Source organism: Paraburkholderia caledonica NBRC 102488 (assembly GCF_000685095.1).
Taxonomy (GTDB): Bacteria; Pseudomonadota; Gammaproteobacteria; order Burkholderiales; family Burkholderiaceae; genus Paraburkholderia; species Paraburkholderia caledonica.
Genome location: NZ_BAYE01000003.1, coordinates 41,956 through 57,916 on the forward strand (window position 1 = coordinate 41,956; position 15,961 = coordinate 57,916).

General features: G+C 61.0%; 16 protein-coding genes and 3 tRNA genes. 9 read left to right on the top strand and 10 right to left on the bottom strand.

What is annotated here, in order from left to right; translation table 11 throughout:
* Positions 1-62 precede the first annotated feature (62 nt).
* Positions 63-1,283, top strand: a complete 1,221-nt coding sequence (locus BCA01S_RS07190) for a Bcr/CflA family multidrug efflux MFS transporter (RefSeq protein WP_027776348.1) — start codon at positions 63-65, stop codon at positions 1,281-1,283.
* 204 nt (positions 1,284-1,487) lie between these two features.
* Positions 1,488-1,718, top strand: coding sequence for a hypothetical protein (locus tag BCA01S_RS07195; protein WP_027776349.1), 231 nt, complete (start codon positions 1,488-1,490; stop codon positions 1,716-1,718).
* 204 nt (positions 1,719-1,922) lie between these two features.
* Here BCA01S_RS07195 and BCA01S_RS07200 read toward each other — a convergent pair.
* From BCA01S_RS07200 to rph, 4 genes are all read right to left on the bottom strand, one after another.
* Positions 1,923-2,012 (bottom strand) — tRNA-Ser (locus BCA01S_RS07200).
* A gap of 55 nt (positions 2,013-2,067) precedes the next feature.
* Positions 2,068-3,297 carry a radical SAM family heme chaperone HemW gene (gene hemW, locus BCA01S_RS07205; protein WP_027776350.1) on the bottom strand — a complete coding sequence of 410 codons (1,230 nt, stop codon included), beginning with the start codon at positions 3,295-3,297 and terminating at the stop codon, positions 2,068-2,070.
* On the bottom strand, positions 3,294-3,941 hold the full coding sequence (gene rdgB / locus BCA01S_RS07210; RefSeq protein WP_027776351.1) for an RdgB/HAM1 family non-canonical purine NTP pyrophosphatase: 648 nt from the start codon (positions 3,939-3,941) through the stop codon (positions 3,294-3,296). The genes hemW and rdgB overlap by 4 nt, the downstream gene beginning before the upstream one ends.
* Entirely contained in the window at positions 3,934-4,674 is a 741-nt protein-coding gene (gene rph, locus BCA01S_RS07215; protein ID WP_027776352.1) for a ribonuclease PH, read from the bottom strand. Before rph ends, rdgB begins: the two co-directional genes overlap by 8 nt.
* Positions 4,675-4,895: 221 nt before the next feature.
* Between rph and BCA01S_RS07220 the strand changes: the two genes are divergently transcribed.
* The 5 genes from BCA01S_RS07220 (at position 4,896) to BCA01S_RS07240 (ending at position 9,843) form a co-directional block, all read left to right on the top strand.
* On the top strand, positions 4,896-5,819 hold the full coding sequence (locus BCA01S_RS07220) for a YicC/YloC family endoribonuclease (protein ID WP_027776353.1): 924 nt from the start codon (positions 4,896-4,898) through the stop codon (positions 5,817-5,819).
* Positions 5,820-5,836: 17 nt separating this feature from the next.
* Positions 5,837-6,520 (top strand): guanylate kinase, encoded by a 684-nt coding sequence (gene gmk / locus BCA01S_RS07225; protein ID WP_027776354.1) that lies wholly within the window; start codon positions 5,837-5,839, stop codon positions 6,518-6,520.
* A gap of 60 nt (positions 6,521-6,580) precedes the next feature.
* A complete protein-coding gene (rpoZ, locus tag BCA01S_RS07230; protein WP_006025620.1) occupies positions 6,581-6,784 on the top strand; it encodes a DNA-directed RNA polymerase subunit omega in 204 nt (67 codons plus the stop codon).
* Positions 6,785-6,895: 111 nt separating this feature from the next.
* Complete coding sequence (locus BCA01S_RS07235; protein WP_027776355.1) at positions 6,896-9,256, top strand: RelA/SpoT family protein; 2,361 nt, start codon at positions 6,896-6,898, stop codon at positions 9,254-9,256.
* Between the two features lie 95 nt (positions 9,257-9,351).
* On the top strand, positions 9,352-9,843 hold the full coding sequence (locus tag BCA01S_RS07240) for a phage protein NinX family protein (protein ID WP_027776356.1): 492 nt from the start codon (positions 9,352-9,354) through the stop codon (positions 9,841-9,843).
* A 95-nt stretch (positions 9,844-9,938) separates the two neighbouring features.
* Here the strand turns inward: BCA01S_RS07240 and BCA01S_RS07245 are convergent.
* Positions 9,939-10,015, bottom strand: a tRNA-Arg gene (locus BCA01S_RS07245).
* A gap of 79 nt (positions 10,016-10,094) precedes the next feature.
* Positions 10,095-10,171: transfer RNA gene (locus BCA01S_RS07250), tRNA-Arg, on the bottom strand.
* A gap of 120 nt (positions 10,172-10,291) precedes the next feature.
* On the opposite strand from BCA01S_RS07250, the gene greB reads away from it, so the two are divergent.
* The gene (greB, locus tag BCA01S_RS07255) at positions 10,292-10,861 is read left to right on the top strand and encodes a transcription elongation factor GreB (protein WP_027776357.1); all 570 of its coding nucleotides are present in this window, start codon (positions 10,292-10,294) and stop codon (positions 10,859-10,861) included.
* Positions 10,862-10,960: 99 nt separating this feature from the next.
* On the opposite strand, the gene BCA01S_RS07260 is transcribed toward greB, so the two are convergent.
* Together BCA01S_RS07260 and BCA01S_RS38995 are read right to left on the bottom strand one after the other, a co-directional pair.
* Positions 10,961-12,106, bottom strand: coding sequence for a porin (locus tag BCA01S_RS07260; RefSeq protein ID WP_027776358.1), 1,146 nt, complete (start codon positions 12,104-12,106; stop codon positions 10,961-10,963).
* 537 nt (positions 12,107-12,643) lie between these two features.
* Entirely contained in the window at positions 12,644-12,892 is a 249-nt protein-coding gene (locus tag BCA01S_RS38995) for a hypothetical protein (protein ID WP_084166818.1), read from the bottom strand.
* 546 nt (positions 12,893-13,438) lie between these two features.
* Between BCA01S_RS38995 and BCA01S_RS07270 the strand changes: the two genes are divergently transcribed.
* Positions 13,439-14,590: an exonuclease domain-containing protein gene (locus BCA01S_RS07270; RefSeq protein WP_027776360.1), complete on the top strand. Its 1,152-nt coding sequence runs from the start codon at positions 13,439-13,441 to the stop codon at positions 14,588-14,590.
* Between the two features lie 106 nt (positions 14,591-14,696).
* On the opposite strand, the gene BCA01S_RS07275 is transcribed toward BCA01S_RS07270, so the two are convergent.
* Positions 14,697-15,293: a chorismate mutase gene (locus BCA01S_RS07275; RefSeq protein ID WP_027776361.1), complete on the bottom strand. Its 597-nt coding sequence runs from the start codon at positions 15,291-15,293 to the stop codon at positions 14,697-14,699.
* A 279-nt stretch (positions 15,294-15,572) separates the two neighbouring features.
* Positions 15,573-15,722, bottom strand: coding sequence for a hypothetical protein (locus tag BCA01S_RS38440; RefSeq protein WP_006050185.1), 150 nt, complete (start codon positions 15,720-15,722; stop codon positions 15,573-15,575).
* Positions 15,723-15,961 lie beyond the last annotated feature (239 nt).

Genomic DNA, 15,961 nt, shown 5'->3' on the forward strand with positions numbered 1-15,961 from the left:
TGCAGTCTTTTTGTACCCCCGCGCGCCGGTTTTCCGAGGACGCGCGCTTCACCTGGATTCCCATGTCTCACGTCACCGGACGCCGGCCAGATGGCCGGCTGATTCTGTTGCTCGGTGCGCTTGCCGCGTGCGGGCCGATTTCCATCGACATGTATTTGCCGAGCTTGCCGACCATCGCGCAGGCGTTCGCGATCGGAACGGGCGCCGCACAAACCACGCTGACCAGTTTTATGTTCGGCTTCTCGATCGGCATGCTGCTCTACGGGCCGCTGTCCGATACGTATGGCCGCCGGCCTGTGCTGCTGGGCGGCATCATCATGTATGCGCTGGCGAGCATTGCGTGCACGCTGTCGTTCTCGATCGGCGCGCTGGTCACGTTCCGTTTCGTGCAGGCGCTCGGTGCGGGTGCGGCATCCGTGCTCGCTCGCGCCATTGCCCGCGACGCGTATGGTCCCACCGACGCTGCGCGCGTGCTGTCCATGCTCGCCATCGTCACGTCGATCGGACCATTGCTCGCGCCGCTGATCGGCGGACAGTTGCTGCTGCTTGGCGGCTGGCGTGTCGTCTTCATTGCGTTGACGCTGTTCGGCATGGTGTGCGCGATAACCGCGTTTCTCAAAGTGCCGGAAACCTGGCCGCGCGAAAAGCGTGCACATTCGGCGCTACTCAAATCGTTCGCTGCATACGGCCGGCTGTTACGCGATCCAGTTGCCTGGGGGCATATGCTGTGCGGCGGCATGGCATTCGCGTCGATGTTCGCGTACATCACGGCGACGCCGTTCGTCTATATCCAGTACTTCCACGTGTCGGCGCAGCATTATGGCTTTCTGTTTGCGCTGAACATCGTCGGGATCATGCTGGGCAACTTCATGAATACGCGGCTTGTCGGCCGGCTTGGGTCGTTGCCGATCATTTCGTTTGCCGCGACCGTGAGCTGTATTGCGTCGTTGTTCGTCTGTCTTGTCTCGTTGACCGGCTGGGGCGGGCTGTGGTCGATCGTTGCCGGCCTGTTCTTTGTCGTTGGCGTAGTGGGTTTGCTGTCCGCCAATTGCACGACGGATCTGATGCATCGCTATCCGGTGAATGCGGGTGCGGCGGCTGCCGTGTTCGGCGCGGTGCAACTGGCGCTGGGCGCGCTGTCGAGCCTCGCGGTCGGACTGTGGCAGGACGGCTCGCCTAAAGGCATGGGCGTCGTGGTGGGCGTCGCAGGATCGCTGTGCTACGTCGGTCGTATCCTCGTCGTCAGATGGCACGGGACAAAGGCGCCGGTGGCTGTCGTTTGACGGCCGCGTGATGGAGATGCCGCAATAAGGCGGCGCAGCAAGGACGGCGTAAAGAGAGCGCTCCGTGCTCCTGCACTTGATGCGTACACGCATTTCCGGTGTACGAAGCGCTTCTACCGGAAAACACCAGGTGTTGCGCGCACGCGACCTTGCCTTTGAATTGGCATTGCTATGATGGGATCACTGTTCCTCGGAGCGGCAATCATGGCGATCGGAGATTTGATGAACGGCGAGCGGCAACATGCTGCATTCGCCGAAGCGCGGAAGCTGGCCGACAGCGGCGCCTATCACGACTACACGGACATCGAATACGTTTTGCGCTTTGATTACGGCTTGACCGATGTGTCCGCGCTGCTCGACAGCCAGTTGATGCATCGCGATCTGAACCGGCGTTGCGCCGACGCACGCGAGAAGCTCGACGCGGTTAGTGTGTGACGCGGGGCGGGGGCGTCGTTTGTCGTTGTGCTGTTTTGATGGCGCGTACCCGGCTGGCGGGGTCGGGCGCATATGGGTAATCGCACGCCCGTTCCGCAAGTTCGTACAGCTTCAAAGTTGAAGCGAGGCGCCGGCGCTCGTGTAGTAAACGGCGCGAGCACAAACAAAAACGGGCCTTGCGGCCCGTGGATGTGTACAGAGATCTGGCGGAGGCGGTGAGATTCGAACTCACGGAAGGATCACTCCTTCGCCGGTTTTCAAGACCGGTGCCTTAAACCGCTCGGCCACACCTCCAAGCCGCAAATTGTAACCTGAAAAAACCTCGCTGCGGCGCTCTCTTGATCCGCATTCACTGCGGATCTTTCAGAAACAACGCCTGAAGATCGTTGAGGAACGCTTGTCCGAGCGGCGTAGGCGCAATCTTTTCGTGGTCTCGCGTAATCAGTTTGCGGCGTTCCGCCTGCTGCAAAGCCGGCTCGATAGATGTCATCGACAAACCCGTACGTTCGATGAACCGATGCACCGGAAAGCCTTCCACCAGTCGCAGCGCATTCAGCATGAACTCGAACGGCAGGTCGCGCGGTCCGACTTCGTGTTCTTCCTGCACCGCCGCGCCGGCCTTGGCGTGCTCGATGAACGTGGCCGGATGCTTGTAGCGCGCCTGACGCAACACACGATTCGGAAACGACAGCTTCGTGTGCGCGCCGGCGCCAATGCCAAGATAGTCGCCGAAACGCCAGTAGTTCAGGTTGTGCCTGCTTTGCCGATGCGGTCTGGCATACGCGGACACTTCGTAGCGCTCATATCCCGCCGCCGACGTGCGTTCGTGAATCCAGTCGTGCATGTCGGCGGACGCGTCGTCGTCCGGCAGTGCTGGCGGGAATTTTGCAAAAAGCGTGTTTGGCTCGAGCGTCAGGTGATACAGCGAAAGATGCGGCGGCGCGAACGACAACGCAGTCTCGACATCGGCCTGACATTCGGCGAGCGTCTGCTGCGGAAGCGCGAACATCAGGTCGAGATTGAAATTGTCGAACGTAGTGGCGGCCACTTCCACCGCATGGCGCGCTTGCGTCGAATCGTGAATCCGGCCGAGCGCCTTCAGATGCGCCTCGTTGAAACTCTGTATGCCCACCGACAGCCGGTTCACGCCGCTCGCGCGAAACTGCGCGAACTTCGCCGCCTCGAACGTGCCGGGATTGGCCTCGAGAGTGATCTCCGCATCGGCGTCGAGCGGCAAGAGCGCTCGCACGTCCGACAGCATGCGGTCCAGTCCGGCCGCTGACAGCAAGCTCGGCGTACCGCCGCCGATGAACACCGTATGTACCTGCCGTCCCCACACGAGCGGCAACGCCATTTCGAGGTCGGCACGCAACGCGTCGAGATACTCGTTCTCGGGGAAGCTGTCGCCTTTCCATTCATGCGAGTTGAAATCGCAGTACGGACACTTGCGCACGCACCATGGAAAATGCACATACAACGAGAGCGGCGGCAGCGACGTCAGACGGATGCTGCCCGGCGACGTGAATGCCTTGATCACGCCGTTTCCGACATCGGCGGGCGTCGGCTTGATCGGAATCACGCTTCCTCCGTCAGACGCGCAAGCAGTTGGCGCAACGCAATCGCGCGATGACTGCTGGCATTTTTCAGCGCCGGTTCGAGCTCCGCGGCGCTCGCGTTCAGCGACGGCAAAAAGAAGTACGGGTCGTAACCGAAGCCGTTCGCGCCGCGCGGCGCATCGAGAATCTCGCCATGCCAGCGGCCTTCGGCGATCAGCGGCTCGGGATCGTCGGCGTGACGCACGAGTGCCAGCACGCAGTAATAATACGCGCGGCGATCGCTCTCGCCTTTTAACGCGGAGACGAGCCGCGCGTTGTTTGCCGCGTCGCTCTTCTCGCCGCCGGCCAGTTGCGCGTAACGCGCCGAATAGACGCCCGGCGCGCCGCGCAGCGCGCGCACGCACAGGCCGGAGTCGTCGGCGAGGGCAGGCAGCCCGGTCAGCCTGGCCGCATGCCGTGCCTTGGTCAGCGCGTTTTCGACGAACGTGGGATGCGGTTCGTCCGCTTCCGGCACACCCAGTTCGCCTTGCGCGATCAGCTCGATACCTGCCGCGCCGAGCAGCGCCGCGAACTCGCGCAGCTTGCCCGCGTTATTCGACGCCAGCACGACCTTGTTCAACGGCGATCCCGATAGAGGCGCGCCATTGCCTTCACGAACTTCACTCACCTCGATACTCCAATGCTTCTTTCTGTTTCGCGATCAGCGTGGCGATGCCGTCGCTCGCGAGATCCATCAGCGCGTTCATTTCATCGCGCGAAAAAGGCACGCCTTCTGCGGTGCCCTGAATTTCGACGAAGCCACCCGCGCCCGTCATGACCACGTTCATGTCGGTGTCGCATTGCGAGTCTTCGTCGTAATCCAGATCGAGCACCGGCACGCCGTCGTACACGCCGACTGAAATCGCCGCGACGTAGTCGTTGATCGGCGAACTCTCGATGCGTCCCGCAACCAGCAGTTTGTTCACCGCGTCATGCGCGGCGACAAAAGCGCCGGTGATGCTCGCCGTGCGTGTGCCGCCGTCGGCCTGGATCACGTCGCAGTCGATATGCAGCGTGCGCGCGCCGAGCTTCTCCAGATCGAACACCGAGCGCAGCGCGCGGCCGATCAGACGCTGGATTTCCTGGGTGCGCCCGGTCTGCTTGCCGCGCGCGGCCTCGCGGTCGCTGCGCGTATGCGTGGCGCGCGGCAACATGCCGTATTCGGCGGTGAGCCAGCCCTGGCCGCGATCGCGCAGGAACGACGGCACGGTCTCCGCGATGCTCGCCGTGCAGATCACCTTGGTGTCGCCGAATTCGACCAGCACCGAACCCTCCGCGTGCTTCGTATAGTGGCGCGTGATGCGCACGTCGCGCAGCTGATTGGCGAGACGGCCGCTAGGGCGTTGAGTGGTGTCGGTCATGTCGATTGGGTCGGGAAGGAAGCAGGAGGGGAAAGCACGATTTTACAGCCGATCCGCGCAGGTATGCGCCCCGTCGGCGCGCCGCGTCGGCCGGGGCTCTCCAAGGGGTCCCATCGCCAAAAATGGGATAATGCCGTTTCACCGCCTCGCGTCTCGTACACGCCGGGCGATTCGACTCTTCGGCCAGCGTCTCACGCATGGCCTCCATCGCGAGAAATACGATGATCTACAGCATGACTGGCTATGCGAGCGCGACACGCGAACTCGTCGCGGCCTCCGGCACGGGCGGCGTAAGCGTGTCGGTCGAACTGCGCACGGTGAACTCGCGCTTCCTCGACCTGAACTTCCGTATGCCCGAGGACGTGCGCGTATGCGAACCCACGCTGCGCGAAATGCTGATGAACAAGCTGTCGCGCGGCAAGGTGGATATTCGTATCAATCTGCAGCGTAGCGAACAGACGGCAAACGCCGGTTCGATCAATCATGACGCGCTGACGCAGCTTGCGTTGCTGGAGCGCACCGTGCTGGCGACGTTTCCGGAAGCGGGCCGTCTGCGCTCGGGCGAGATTCTGCGCTGGCCCGGCGTGCTCGCCGAGACGGGCGTGGCGCCGGACGTGCTGCGCGACGCAGTGCTCGCATGCGGCAAGCAGGCCATTACCGATCTGATCGACGTGCGCGCCCGCGAAGGCGCACAACTGGCCACGATGCTGCTCGCCAACGTCACCGAGATGGAAGCGATCGTCACGAAGATCACGCCGCTCGTGCCGGAATTGATCACAAAGCATCAGCAGAAGATCGTCGAGCGACTGCAGGAAGCACTCGGCATTGCCGCACCCGAAACGGCGGCGACCACTGTGTCGCGGGAAGAGATCAATGAGCGGATTCGTCAGGAAGTGACGATGTACGGTATCCGCATCGACATCGCCGAAGAACTGTCGCGGCTCACGGCTCACCTGAACGAAACGCGTCACGTGATCCAGAAGGGCGGCAAGGTCGGCAAGCGGCTCGACTTCATGATGCAGGAACTCAATCGCGAAGCGAACACGCTCGGCTCGAAGGCGGCGGCGAAGGAACTGGCGGATTCGTCGATGACCCTGAAGCTGCTCATCGAACAGATGCGCGAGCAGGTACAGAATCTGGAATAAGGCTGGAGCATCACAACATGACCGATCACCACACACGCGAAAGCGGCGCACCGCGCAACCCGTATGCCGGAGCATATCCGGGCAACCTGTTCATGGTCGTCGCGCCGTCTGGCGCCGGCAAGTCGACGCTCGTGAACGCGCTGCTCGCCGGCGACGACGCGATCCGTCTCTCGATCTCGTACACGACGCGCCCACCGCGTCCGAAAGAGCAGGACGGCGAGCATTATCACTTCACGTCCGTCGACGATTTCATGCGGCGTCACGACGAGGGCGAGTTTCTGGAAAGCGCCGAAGTGCACGGCAACTACTACGGCACTTCGCGCGTGTGGATCGAGGAGCAGATGAAGAGCGGCCATGACGTGTTGCTCGAAATCGACTGGCAGGGCGCGCAACAGGTGAAGAAGCAGTTTCACAACGCCGTCGAAATTTTTATCCTGCCGCCATCGCTCGAAGCGCTCGAAGAGCGCCTGAGAAAGCGCGGCCAGGACGAGCCGAATGTGATTACGCGTCGGCTTCTCGCTGCAGGCAGCGAGATGGCGCACGCGGCCGAAGCCGAGTATGTGGTGATCAACGAGAACTTCGATCGCGCGCTCGGCGAACTGCAGTGTCTCGTGGCTGCCACGCGTTCGCGCTTCGCCTCGCAATACGCGCGTCATACGCAGCTTTTCGTGCAGCTCGGCATTCACCTTCCGCACCCCTGAGCGCGGCGGCGATTCGAGCACATAAGGTAGAATAAGCAACATACTGAGAAGGAACTCAACATGGCCCGCATTACCGTCGAAGACTGTCTCAAACAGATCCCGAATCGTTTCGAACTCGCGCTCGCCGCAACGTATCGCGCGCGTCAGCTCGCTCAAGGCCACACGCCGAAAATCGAAAGCCGTGACAAGCCCACGGTCGTCGCGCTGCGCGAAATCGCGGCCGGCCAGGTCGGCGTCGAAATGCTGAAGAAGGTGCCGGTTTAAGGCGTACGGTTTCTGTTTTCGGTTGGCAAGCATTTTTGCCATAGTTTTTGCGTCACCTGATTGCAGCAACGTGCAGACCGGCGTCAACTCTCAACCGCTACGGAGGCGACCATGAGTACTACCCCGCCCACCGCCACGGAAGCGGAGCATGACGCCGACTCGCCCTCGTCTGCACGCAAGTACATCGACGCGGTCCTCGAACAGTCGTTTCGCCATCTGTTCGGGCCGACCGCCACGCCGGAGCAGCCGCGCCGGCATGACGTCGTATCGATTGCCAAGCTGACCTCCGCGTTGTCCGGCTATTTGCAGCCGGAAGAGATCAAAGACGTCAAGGCGGCTTTCCATTTCAGCGACGAAGCCCACCTCGGCCAGTATCGCCAGAGCGGCGAGCCCTACATCACGCACCCGGTTGCCGTTGCGGAAATCTGCGCCGGCTGGAATCTCGACGGCCAGGCAATCATGGCCGCGTTGCTCCACGACGTGATGGAAGACCAGGGCGTGACCAAGGCCGAGCTCGCCGAGCGTTTCGGCGCGAAGGTCGCGGAACTGGTCGACGGTTTGTCGAAGCTCGACAAGATGGAGTTTCGCAATCGCGAGGAAGCGCAGGCGGAAAATTTCCGCAAGATGCTGCTTGCCATGGCGCGCGACGTCCGCGTGATCCTCGTAAAGCTGGCCGACCGGCTGCACAACATGCGTACGCTCGGCGCGGTGCCGCCCGAAAAGCGTCGTCGCGTGGCGCGTGAAACGCTGGACATCTACGCGCCGATTGCGCACCGGCTCGGCTTGAACAATACGTATCGCGAGCTACAGGACCTGAGCTTCGCGAACTTCAATCCGCATAGGTATGCCACGCTCGAGAAGGCTGTGAAGGCGGCGCGCGGCAACCGGCGGGAAGTGGTCGGCAAGATTCTGGAGTCGGTGCAGCGCGCAATCGCCGACGCTAAGATCGACGCGGAAGTGACCGGTCGCGAGAAAACCATTTTCAGCATCTACAAGAAAATGCGCGACAAGCAGTTGTCGTTCTCGCAGGTGCTGGACGTGTACGGCTTTCGTGTAGTGGTGGACAGCGCGCTCGAGTGCTACACCTGCATCGGCGCATTGCATGCGCTTTACAAGCCGGTGCCGGGCAAGTTCAAGGACTACATCGCGATCCCGAAGGTGAACGGCTATCAGTCGTTGCACACTACGCTCGTTGGTCCGTTCGGCGCGCCGATCGAGTTCCAGGTGCGTACCCGCAAGATGCACGAGATCGCCGAAGCCGGCGTGGCAGCTCACTGGCTGTACAAGAACGGCAGTGCGGATCTGAACGACGTGCAAAAGCGCGCGCATCAGTGGCTTAAGTCGCTGCTGGACATTCAGAGCGAAGCCGGCGACTCGAGCGAATTCCTCGAGCACGTAAAGATCGACTTGTTCCCGGACGCGGTGTACGTCTTTACGCCGAAGTCGAAGATCATGGCGCTGCCGCGTGGCGCCACGGCGCTCGACTTCGCGTATTCGATCCACAGCGACCTGGGCAACCAGTGCGTCGCGGTGAAGATCAATAACGAATTGCTACCGCTGCGCACCGAGTTGAAGAGCGGCGATATCGTCGAAGTCATCACGGCGCCGTATTCGAAGCCGAATCCGGCGTGGCTCGGTTTTGTGCGTACCGGCAAGGCCCGTTCTGCGATCCGCCATTATCTGAAGACGATGCGGCTGAACGAGTCGGTTCAGCTTGGCGAGCGTCTGGTCGATCAGGCGTTGAAGGGCTACGGCCTTGCGCTGTCGGACGTGACGCCCGAAGCGTGGGAAAAGCTCGTGCAGTGGACGGGCAACAAAAATGGACAGGAAATTTTCGCGGACATCGGTCTCGGCCGGCGTGTCGCGGCGGTCATGGCCAAGCGTATCGAAGTGTTGATGAGCGGCCGCGATGCCGACGACGACGGTTCGCGCTCCGAATCCGGTTCCGCGCCGCATGCGCCGCCGGTCGTAATCACCGGCACCGAGGGCATGTCGGTGCAATTGTCTGCGTGCTGCCGTCCGATTCCGGGCGACGACATCATGGGCTACATCGGCATTGGCCTCGGTATGGCCATCCACACTACCGACTGCCGCGTTGCACAGCGAATCCACCGGCGCGATCCCGGCCGCTGGATCGACGTGGCGTGGGCGCCACAACCGGGGCGTCTGTTCGACGTCGCAATCAAGGTGCTGGTCAAGAACACGAAGGGCGTGTTCGCCCGCGTGGCCGCAGACATCACTTCTGCAGACGCGAACATCGTGCATATCGCGATGGACGAAGACCTGTCGCAGGAATCCACGATCTTGCGCTTCGTGATCCAGGTCAGCGACCGCGTCCATCTGGCCAACGTCATGCGCCGCGTGCGTACAAATCTCGACGTAATGCGCATCGCGCGTGAGCGGCCGAGCGATGACGGCCATCACCGGCATGACGGCGGCATGCGAATCGACCGCGAGCGGGCCGATTACTGAGCTTTGCCGCTCATTGGGCGGAGAAGTGCCGCTTCTTTCTGCCGGAACGCCGGCGCCGCTAGCGAGTCTCACCTGAAAACTCAGGGAGAACGCTGATGAAAGTAGCTGACCTCGAAGGCCTCGCACTGGATTATTGGGTGGCCCGCAGCCTGCACGATTTTGTGCGAGAAATCCATTTCACCGACAGCGGTGAGACCGTCGCCATCCGCGGAAACGATCGTGGCCGTCCTTGGGACGGCCGTTTCACACCGACCACCTCATGGGACGCCGCTGCGGCAGTGATGGAGCGCGCGCGTCGGCTCGAAATGCGCGAGCGCAGCGGGGAAATCCCTGCACACTGCGTGGCGGAATTCGAAGGCGGCCGGGGTGAAGTGGAGGGGCGTGGCGACTCGTTGCGCGTGGCGCTGCTGCGGGCATTCGTGGAAAGTCGGTTCGGCGATAGCGTTGGCGAAATGCTGCACGAGTCGCAGATGCTGGTCGACAACACGGCTCGGCGCATAGCCGAAGCGACGGCAGGCGATACTTTTGAAGAGGTTCCGAGCCCGGACGGGCATATCGGCGATATTCAGTCTCCGCCGCGGCCATGAGGGCGACCGCGGCGATCACCGTGGCGTGGCGATCGGTTGAGGCAAAAACGCGCTTGAAAGACAAAGGGCCTTCCAACTGGAAGGCCCTTTAGAGGTGGTGCGGCTGGCAGGATTCGAACCCACGACCCCTTGGTTCGTAGCCAAGTACTCTATCCAACTGAGCTACAGCCGCACGCGAAACACGTGGTGCACTACTTCACTAAAACTGGGTAAAACATAAGGGCCTCCCCGGAGGGAGGCCCTCGAATAAGTGGTGCGGCTGGCAGGATTCGAACCCACGACCCCTTGGTTCGTAGCCAAGTACTCTATCCAACTGAGCTACAGCCGCACGCAGAAACGAGATTATAGCAAAGGTTTCAAAAAAGGGAAGCGTGTAACTGCGATTTGTCTCATTGTCATGATCGTGTACCCTAGTGGAGCAGCCGTTTGCTGCAGCTTATGGATCATCATGAACAAGGCCTTTGTCAAAGAGTCGAGCGACGATAATGACGACGATCTCGACGTCGCCCAGCCGGAAATCCCCGCCGGAACCAAGAACTACATCACGCCTGCCGGTTACCACCGCATGCGCGATGAACTGCTGCATTTGATCGACGTCGACCGGCCGGAGGTCGTCAAGCTCGTGTCATGGGCTGCGTCGAATGGCGACCGCTCGGAGAACGGCGATTACATTTACGGCAAGCGCCGCCTGCGCGAGATAGATCGGCGCATCCGCTTTCTGACCAAGCGTCTGGACCTCGCCGAGGTTGTCGACAGCAGCAAGCAGGAGAACGTCGATCAGGTCTTTTTCGGGGCGACTGTCGAATATGCGACAGAGGACGGTGAGGAGCACACCGTGACGATTGTCGGCATCGACGAGGTTGATCTCGATATCGGACACGTGAGCTGGATCTCGCCGATCGCACGGGCGTTGCTGAAGGCGAAGGTCGGCGACACCGTGACGTTGTACACGCCGGCCGGTCCGCAGCCGATCGATATTCTCGACGTCAAGTATCCGCCTGCAGGTAGCGACCTCTAGTCTGTCACCTCATGCAGATTTGCCCGCACGAAGCGTGTTCAGGCAATAAAAAAGGCGCCGCGAACGGCGCCTTCCATGCTGCGGGTCCTGCCCGCCGCGTTAGAAGCGGTGACGCAGACCTGCCGTGACCGCAACCTGCTTGTTGTTGCTCGAAGCACCCAGACCGTTGATGTCAGCACCAACGATGGCGCCTTCGTTGACCTGCTGGTATTCACCCTGCAGATAAACGTCCGTGCGCTTGGACAGTGCGTACGCCGTTTGCAGGTTGAACTGATTCCAGTGCGGACGGGTGCCCGCAAGGCTCGCACGCGTGTACGTGTACGAACCTGCAATGCTGACAGCCGGCGTCAAAGCGTAACGAGCGTTTGCTTCGTAGTTCTGGAAGTGCGCGCTGTTGTTCGGCAGGCCGATGCCGCCGGGTTGGCCCGATGCACCTGCGCCGATGCCGACGAGACCCGACAGGTTCGTCTGCGAATAGACGAGGCCGACGGTTGCCGGACCAAACGCGTAGTTGGCGCCTGCGCCCCACGTCTGCTGACGGCCAGCGAAGAACGTGTTGTCGCTGGACACCGCACCACCGGAGTTGAACGCTGCAGCCGCGCCGGTCGCGCCGTTGCTGTTCAATTGCAAATACGCTGCGCCGACGTTCAGGCCGCCCCAGTTGTACGACGCGCCCGCGCTGTATGCGCGGTTGTTTGCGAAGCCGTCAGCCTGGTTCGAGAAGCCATACAGGCCGCCGAACTTGAAGCCACCGTAGTTCGCGCTCGTGTATTTGACCGAGTTGTTGATACGGAACGAGTTGTTCAGGTTGTCGTTGTCAAACGGGTGGGCGAACTGCGTGCCGCCGTATTGCGTGCCGGTCAGCGCCAGTGGGCCAACGTAATCAACCATGCTGTCATATTGACGGCCGAGCGTGACGGCGCCGAACTGATTGCTCGACAGACCAACGAATGCCTGACGGCCGAATTCGCGACCGCCTTGTTTCAGCGAGCCGTCATTAATGCCGAAGCCGTTTTCCAACGTGAAGATTGCCTTCAGGCCGCCACCGAGGTCTTCAGCGCCGCGCAAGCCCCAACGGCTGCCATTCACCGAACCGCTCGTCTGTTGCCAGTTGCTGTGACCGTGCTGGTTGTTGGTGTACGTAATGCCGGCGTCGATCAAGCCGTAGAGCGTGACGCTGCTTTGAGCGTGCGCCGCAGTTGCAAAAACGCCCGTCAGGGCCGCGACCATGAGAGTCTTTTTCATCTTGTTACTCCGAAAGCGAGAGTGAGCGGTGAATCGTGCTTCGGAAACCTTCACGCGGGCGCTGCGAGAGGCGTATCCGTGTCAAGGTGCGCTTGAAGATAGAGCGCTGATTTCCGGTTACGCAAAGTGTAGAGAGAGGCTTGATTCAATGGACGTTTCGATTCTCGCAATAAAGAATTACTTGATTCGAAACGATGAAAGAATCCCGGCAAAGCCTTGCTGGTCAATGGTTGCGGGCATGCCAGCAAGTATCCGAACCGATGAATGCCGAGTGGCGTTGTGAAATCGCGACGGTAATTCGATGCGAAAAAACAACGAAATGCAACCGTCAACTTATTGTTGTCGTTCTAGCAACAGACGATTGTATTTTGTGTGAATAATCGGAATGGGATTAAACGCTATACTGAAAGTTCTGCTTTTCGAAGCGGACTTTTTCGTTGACGAAAAAGATCTCCAAACCTTTGTCGGCGCGACTTCCCAGTCGCGCTTTTTTTCGTCCGCGAATCGGCGAGTTGGCGTTGTGACGCCGGGCGATGATCAGTGCGCGGACGCTGTGCGGTCCGCACTCCACTCCTCCGTCGTAGTCGCGGACCAATCTTCCATGACGTAGCGTCGAGCGTCCATTGGGGAGGACAGCAGGTTCTGCCAGTGATCACCATGCCACATCGGATCGAATTCCAACGCTGATGGCTGACCTGGCTCAGAGGCGAGAGGTGAGGCGGCGGGCGATCGTTCTAGATGAGGAATCAGATTAGAAAGAATTCGGCGGATTTCACTGAACTGCATGGCAACCTCCTGATGCGCATTACCGCAAACGCTGGTTCATGATCCGATTGCGTGGGGTCTGCAAGCAAGTCGGAAAAACACTTATCAACGTTGCAGAGCATCACAAGGCACCGGCGATCGGCAAATACTGCCTTCTTCCTGTTAATGATTATTCGATCTGGGTAATATTGGCGTAGCGCGGGAGCGATGCGATTACGCTGTCAATATGAACGCTCGATCTATCACCTCAGAGAAAAAGTGCGTATTGCCGGAGCGCCATTGGACTCTTGTAAATGAAAAGGCACGAAATCCATCCGATGAACAATTTGTTAAGCGCACAAGAAAAAGAATTTCCAAATGCCTTGCTAAATCTGTGAGTCTGATACCCACGACCGATATAACGCGCGTATTTTTCAGCCCCCGGCTGCGTTGCGAGATGTGGCCGCGGCCGACGTCAGGGAGACTTTGGTCGACGAAGGGCGGTCGAGGCCCTGCCCATGCCCACAGGTCACCGGCCGCTAACTAGTGCATACTTGCCGCAAAGTCACGCGTCCAAGCATTCCTTTCATGTCTGAACAGTTTTTGTCCGAACCGGCCCTCAGCGATCCGATCGTCTTCGTCGATCTGGAAACCACCGGCGGCTCGACTAACGAGCACCGCATTACCGAAGTCGGCGTCGTCGAAGTAGGGCCGGCCGGCGTCTCGCGCTGGAGCAGCCTCGTCGATCCGCAGCAACCGATCCCGTCGTTCATCCAGCAGCTCACCGGCATCACGAACGCGATGGTGCGCGGCGCGCCGACGTTCGACGCCATCGCGCCCGAACTGTTTGCCCGACTCAACGGCAAACTCTTCATCGCGCATAACGCCAGCTTCGACCGAGGGTTTCTGCGCGGCGAGTTCCGCCGTGCAGGCCTGTCCTTCGACCCGGACGTCTTGTGCACCGTGCGCCTGTCGCGCGCGTTGTTCCCGTCTGAAAAGCGCCACGGGCTCGACGCCCTGGTCGAGCGGCATTCTCTGGTGCCGTCCGACCGGCATCGCGCGCTTGCCGACGCCGATCTGATCTGGCAGTTCTGGCAGCGGCTTCACGGCCTCGTGCCGCTAGAGGTTCTGCGCGCGCATATCGAGCGCACGACGCGGCGCTATCGGTTGGCAGGCGACATCACCGAAGATCTGCTTGAGACCGCGCCTGCCGGATGCGGCGTCTACGCATTCTATGGAGACGACGACTTGCCGTTGTACGTCGGACGGAGCGTGCGCGTCCGTCAACGACTTCGTGCGCATCTGACAGGCGAGCGACGTTCGTCGAAAGATATACGGCTGGCACAGCAAGTGAGGCGCGTAGAGTGGCGCGCCACCGGCGGCGAGTTGGGTGCGATGCTCGCCGAGGCGCAGTGGATCGCGACGCTGCGGCCGGGGCATAACCGTGTGCCGCGCGTCTCGAAGAGCGATCCTGCGGGCGCGCCGTGGCCGTTCCAGGGGCCTGTCGTTTTCGAGGAGCATGAAGAAGCGTCGCAGGCGCGCGCTTTCCATGTCGTCGACCAATGGTGTTACATCGGCCATGCGCCTTCGCTGGCGCAGGCGACCGAACTGCATGCCGCCAGCCTGGCCGGCGGCTTCGAAGCGTCGACTTACAAGATTCTTCAGAGCCACCTTGCGCGCGGATTGCGGATTATGCCGCTCAGCGTGCTGGGCGCCGCGCCTGTCGTAGGCGTCGTTTGACCGCGCTCGCCTGATTGCGCGGCTGCTACGCGTGACCAAGCGAGATTTCGTCATTGGTCGCCGCGCAACGTTCTTCCTTCGGCCGCGTCTTGCGTCTACCGCATCGTCAGCCGGTTGCGCCGACGCCACCGCTTTCGCATACGTGCCCAAGCGCGCGATTCAATGCAGTTGAGCGCGCAGAATCGTAGCGAGTCAGAGACTTCCAGCTAGCCAGCGATTGCGCGACGCGCGACGGACAATCCGGCGCCGCGCGTAGCGGTTGCACGCGAGCAAGGGCGGCGACGAGCGACTGCGTCAGACGATCCAGCTGCGGACGCGTGCTCGTTGCGAGGTCGGGAGCCGGCTCCTGCGGCGGCTGCGTTGTGCGCCAGCTCGCGAAAAGTGCGTTCTGCACGTCTTTGCTCGCGTCGATCTGATCCTGGAAGAATGCGCGCGCGAACGCCGGATCGACGTTGGCGGCTGCCGCTCGTTTCTCCACATCAGCAAGCAACGCCTGCTCGCGCGGAGTGTCGGTGATTGCCTGGTGATTGGCCCACTTCCAGCGCGCCACCGGTTCCGCGAGCGCGAGTCGCTGCGACGCGAGCGCGATCAGATTCGTGAGCGCGGTATCGTCGCCGTCGGCAAAGGCAGAAGTAGGGGCAACCAGGAGTGATGCGAATAGGGCGAGCGCGCACGGCGCGGCAAAGCGAAACAGGCGATTCATAAGCTGGACGATGGCCGGGCGGCTGTGGAAGGAAAGCTGAAGCATAGACGATGCTTCATTGCGCGAGCTTTTTCGCCGGCATTAAAGCGGTGCTGCCGGTCGCGGCAGAACAGCCAGTTCACGCGAGCAGAGGTGGGCGCAGGCTCGAGTGCGAGCGTCAACGCCAGTCAGCGCTAGTCCGCCTGGTGAGAGTGTGATCCAAAGAAATCAGCGAGCCGCGCGGCGCCGCGCCTCGTGCCATAAGCACAAGGACCGCTACCGTGTCGCGCCGCTGCACAATTACTTTGCGTCGCAAGACTTACGTTGTTCGTCGAAAAAGGCGCGCACATGCTCCGGCAATTCCGCCCCGAGAAACTCGACGCCGACAGGTTCCGGATCCGGGCTAAAGACTTTGTCCGGGGTCGGGATCTTCGGTGGTTTTGCATCCATGATCGTTCTCCTTTACAAACCGATTATCGGCCCCGTGCCGTGTTTCGCACCAGTGTCCGATTAGCATCACACCATCTTTGTTGCTTTAACGGCACAGCGCACCATTTCAGCAGAGCTTCTGATCAAATTTATAGGTTCGCTTGCGTCGTCGTTCCGTGGGCTTGCGTACAGTTTCGACGTCGAATGTTTCGAGAATCTCTCGCGAGCCTTATCCGGCGGGCTGTGGCGAAGGTGAGCGA

Excerpts from the sequence above, each read along its gene's own strand:
- BCA01S_RS07190 (WP_027776348.1), top strand. The coding sequence starts at position 63 with ATGTCTCACGTCACCGGACGCCGGCCAGATGGCCGGCTGATTCTGTTG.
- BCA01S_RS07195 (WP_027776349.1), top strand. The coding sequence starts at position 1,488 with ATGGCGATCGGAGATTTGATGAACGGCGAGCGGCAACATGCTGCATTC.
- rph (WP_027776352.1), bottom strand. The coding sequence starts at position 4,674 with ATGACCGACACCACTCAACGCCCTAGCGGCCGTCTCGCCAATCAGCTG.
- BCA01S_RS07220 (WP_027776353.1), top strand. The coding sequence starts at position 4,896 with ATGATCTACAGCATGACTGGCTATGCGAGCGCGACACGCGAACTCGTC.
- gmk (WP_027776354.1), top strand. The coding sequence starts at position 5,837 with ATGACCGATCACCACACACGCGAAAGCGGCGCACCGCGCAACCCGTAT.
- rpoZ (WP_006025620.1), top strand. The coding sequence starts at position 6,581 with ATGGCCCGCATTACCGTCGAAGACTGTCTCAAACAGATCCCGAATCGT.
- BCA01S_RS07235 (WP_027776355.1), top strand. The coding sequence starts at position 6,896 with ATGAGTACTACCCCGCCCACCGCCACGGAAGCGGAGCATGACGCCGAC.
- BCA01S_RS07240 (WP_027776356.1), top strand. The coding sequence starts at position 9,352 with ATGAAAGTAGCTGACCTCGAAGGCCTCGCACTGGATTATTGGGTGGCC.
- greB (WP_027776357.1), top strand. The coding sequence starts at position 10,292 with ATGAACAAGGCCTTTGTCAAAGAGTCGAGCGACGATAATGACGACGAT.
- BCA01S_RS07260 (WP_027776358.1), bottom strand. The coding sequence starts at position 12,106 with ATGAAAAAGACTCTCATGGTCGCGGCCCTGACGGGCGTTTTTGCAACT.
- BCA01S_RS38995 (WP_084166818.1), bottom strand. The coding sequence starts at position 12,892 with ATGCAGTTCAGTGAAATCCGCCGAATTCTTTCTAATCTGATTCCTCAT.
- BCA01S_RS07270 (WP_027776360.1), top strand. The coding sequence starts at position 13,439 with ATGTCTGAACAGTTTTTGTCCGAACCGGCCCTCAGCGATCCGATCGTC.
- BCA01S_RS07275 (WP_027776361.1), bottom strand. The coding sequence starts at position 15,293 with ATGAATCGCCTGTTTCGCTTTGCCGCGCCGTGCGCGCTCGCCCTATTC.
- BCA01S_RS38440 (WP_006050185.1), bottom strand. The coding sequence starts at position 15,722 with ATGGATGCAAAACCACCGAAGATCCCGACCCCGGACAAAGTCTTTAGC.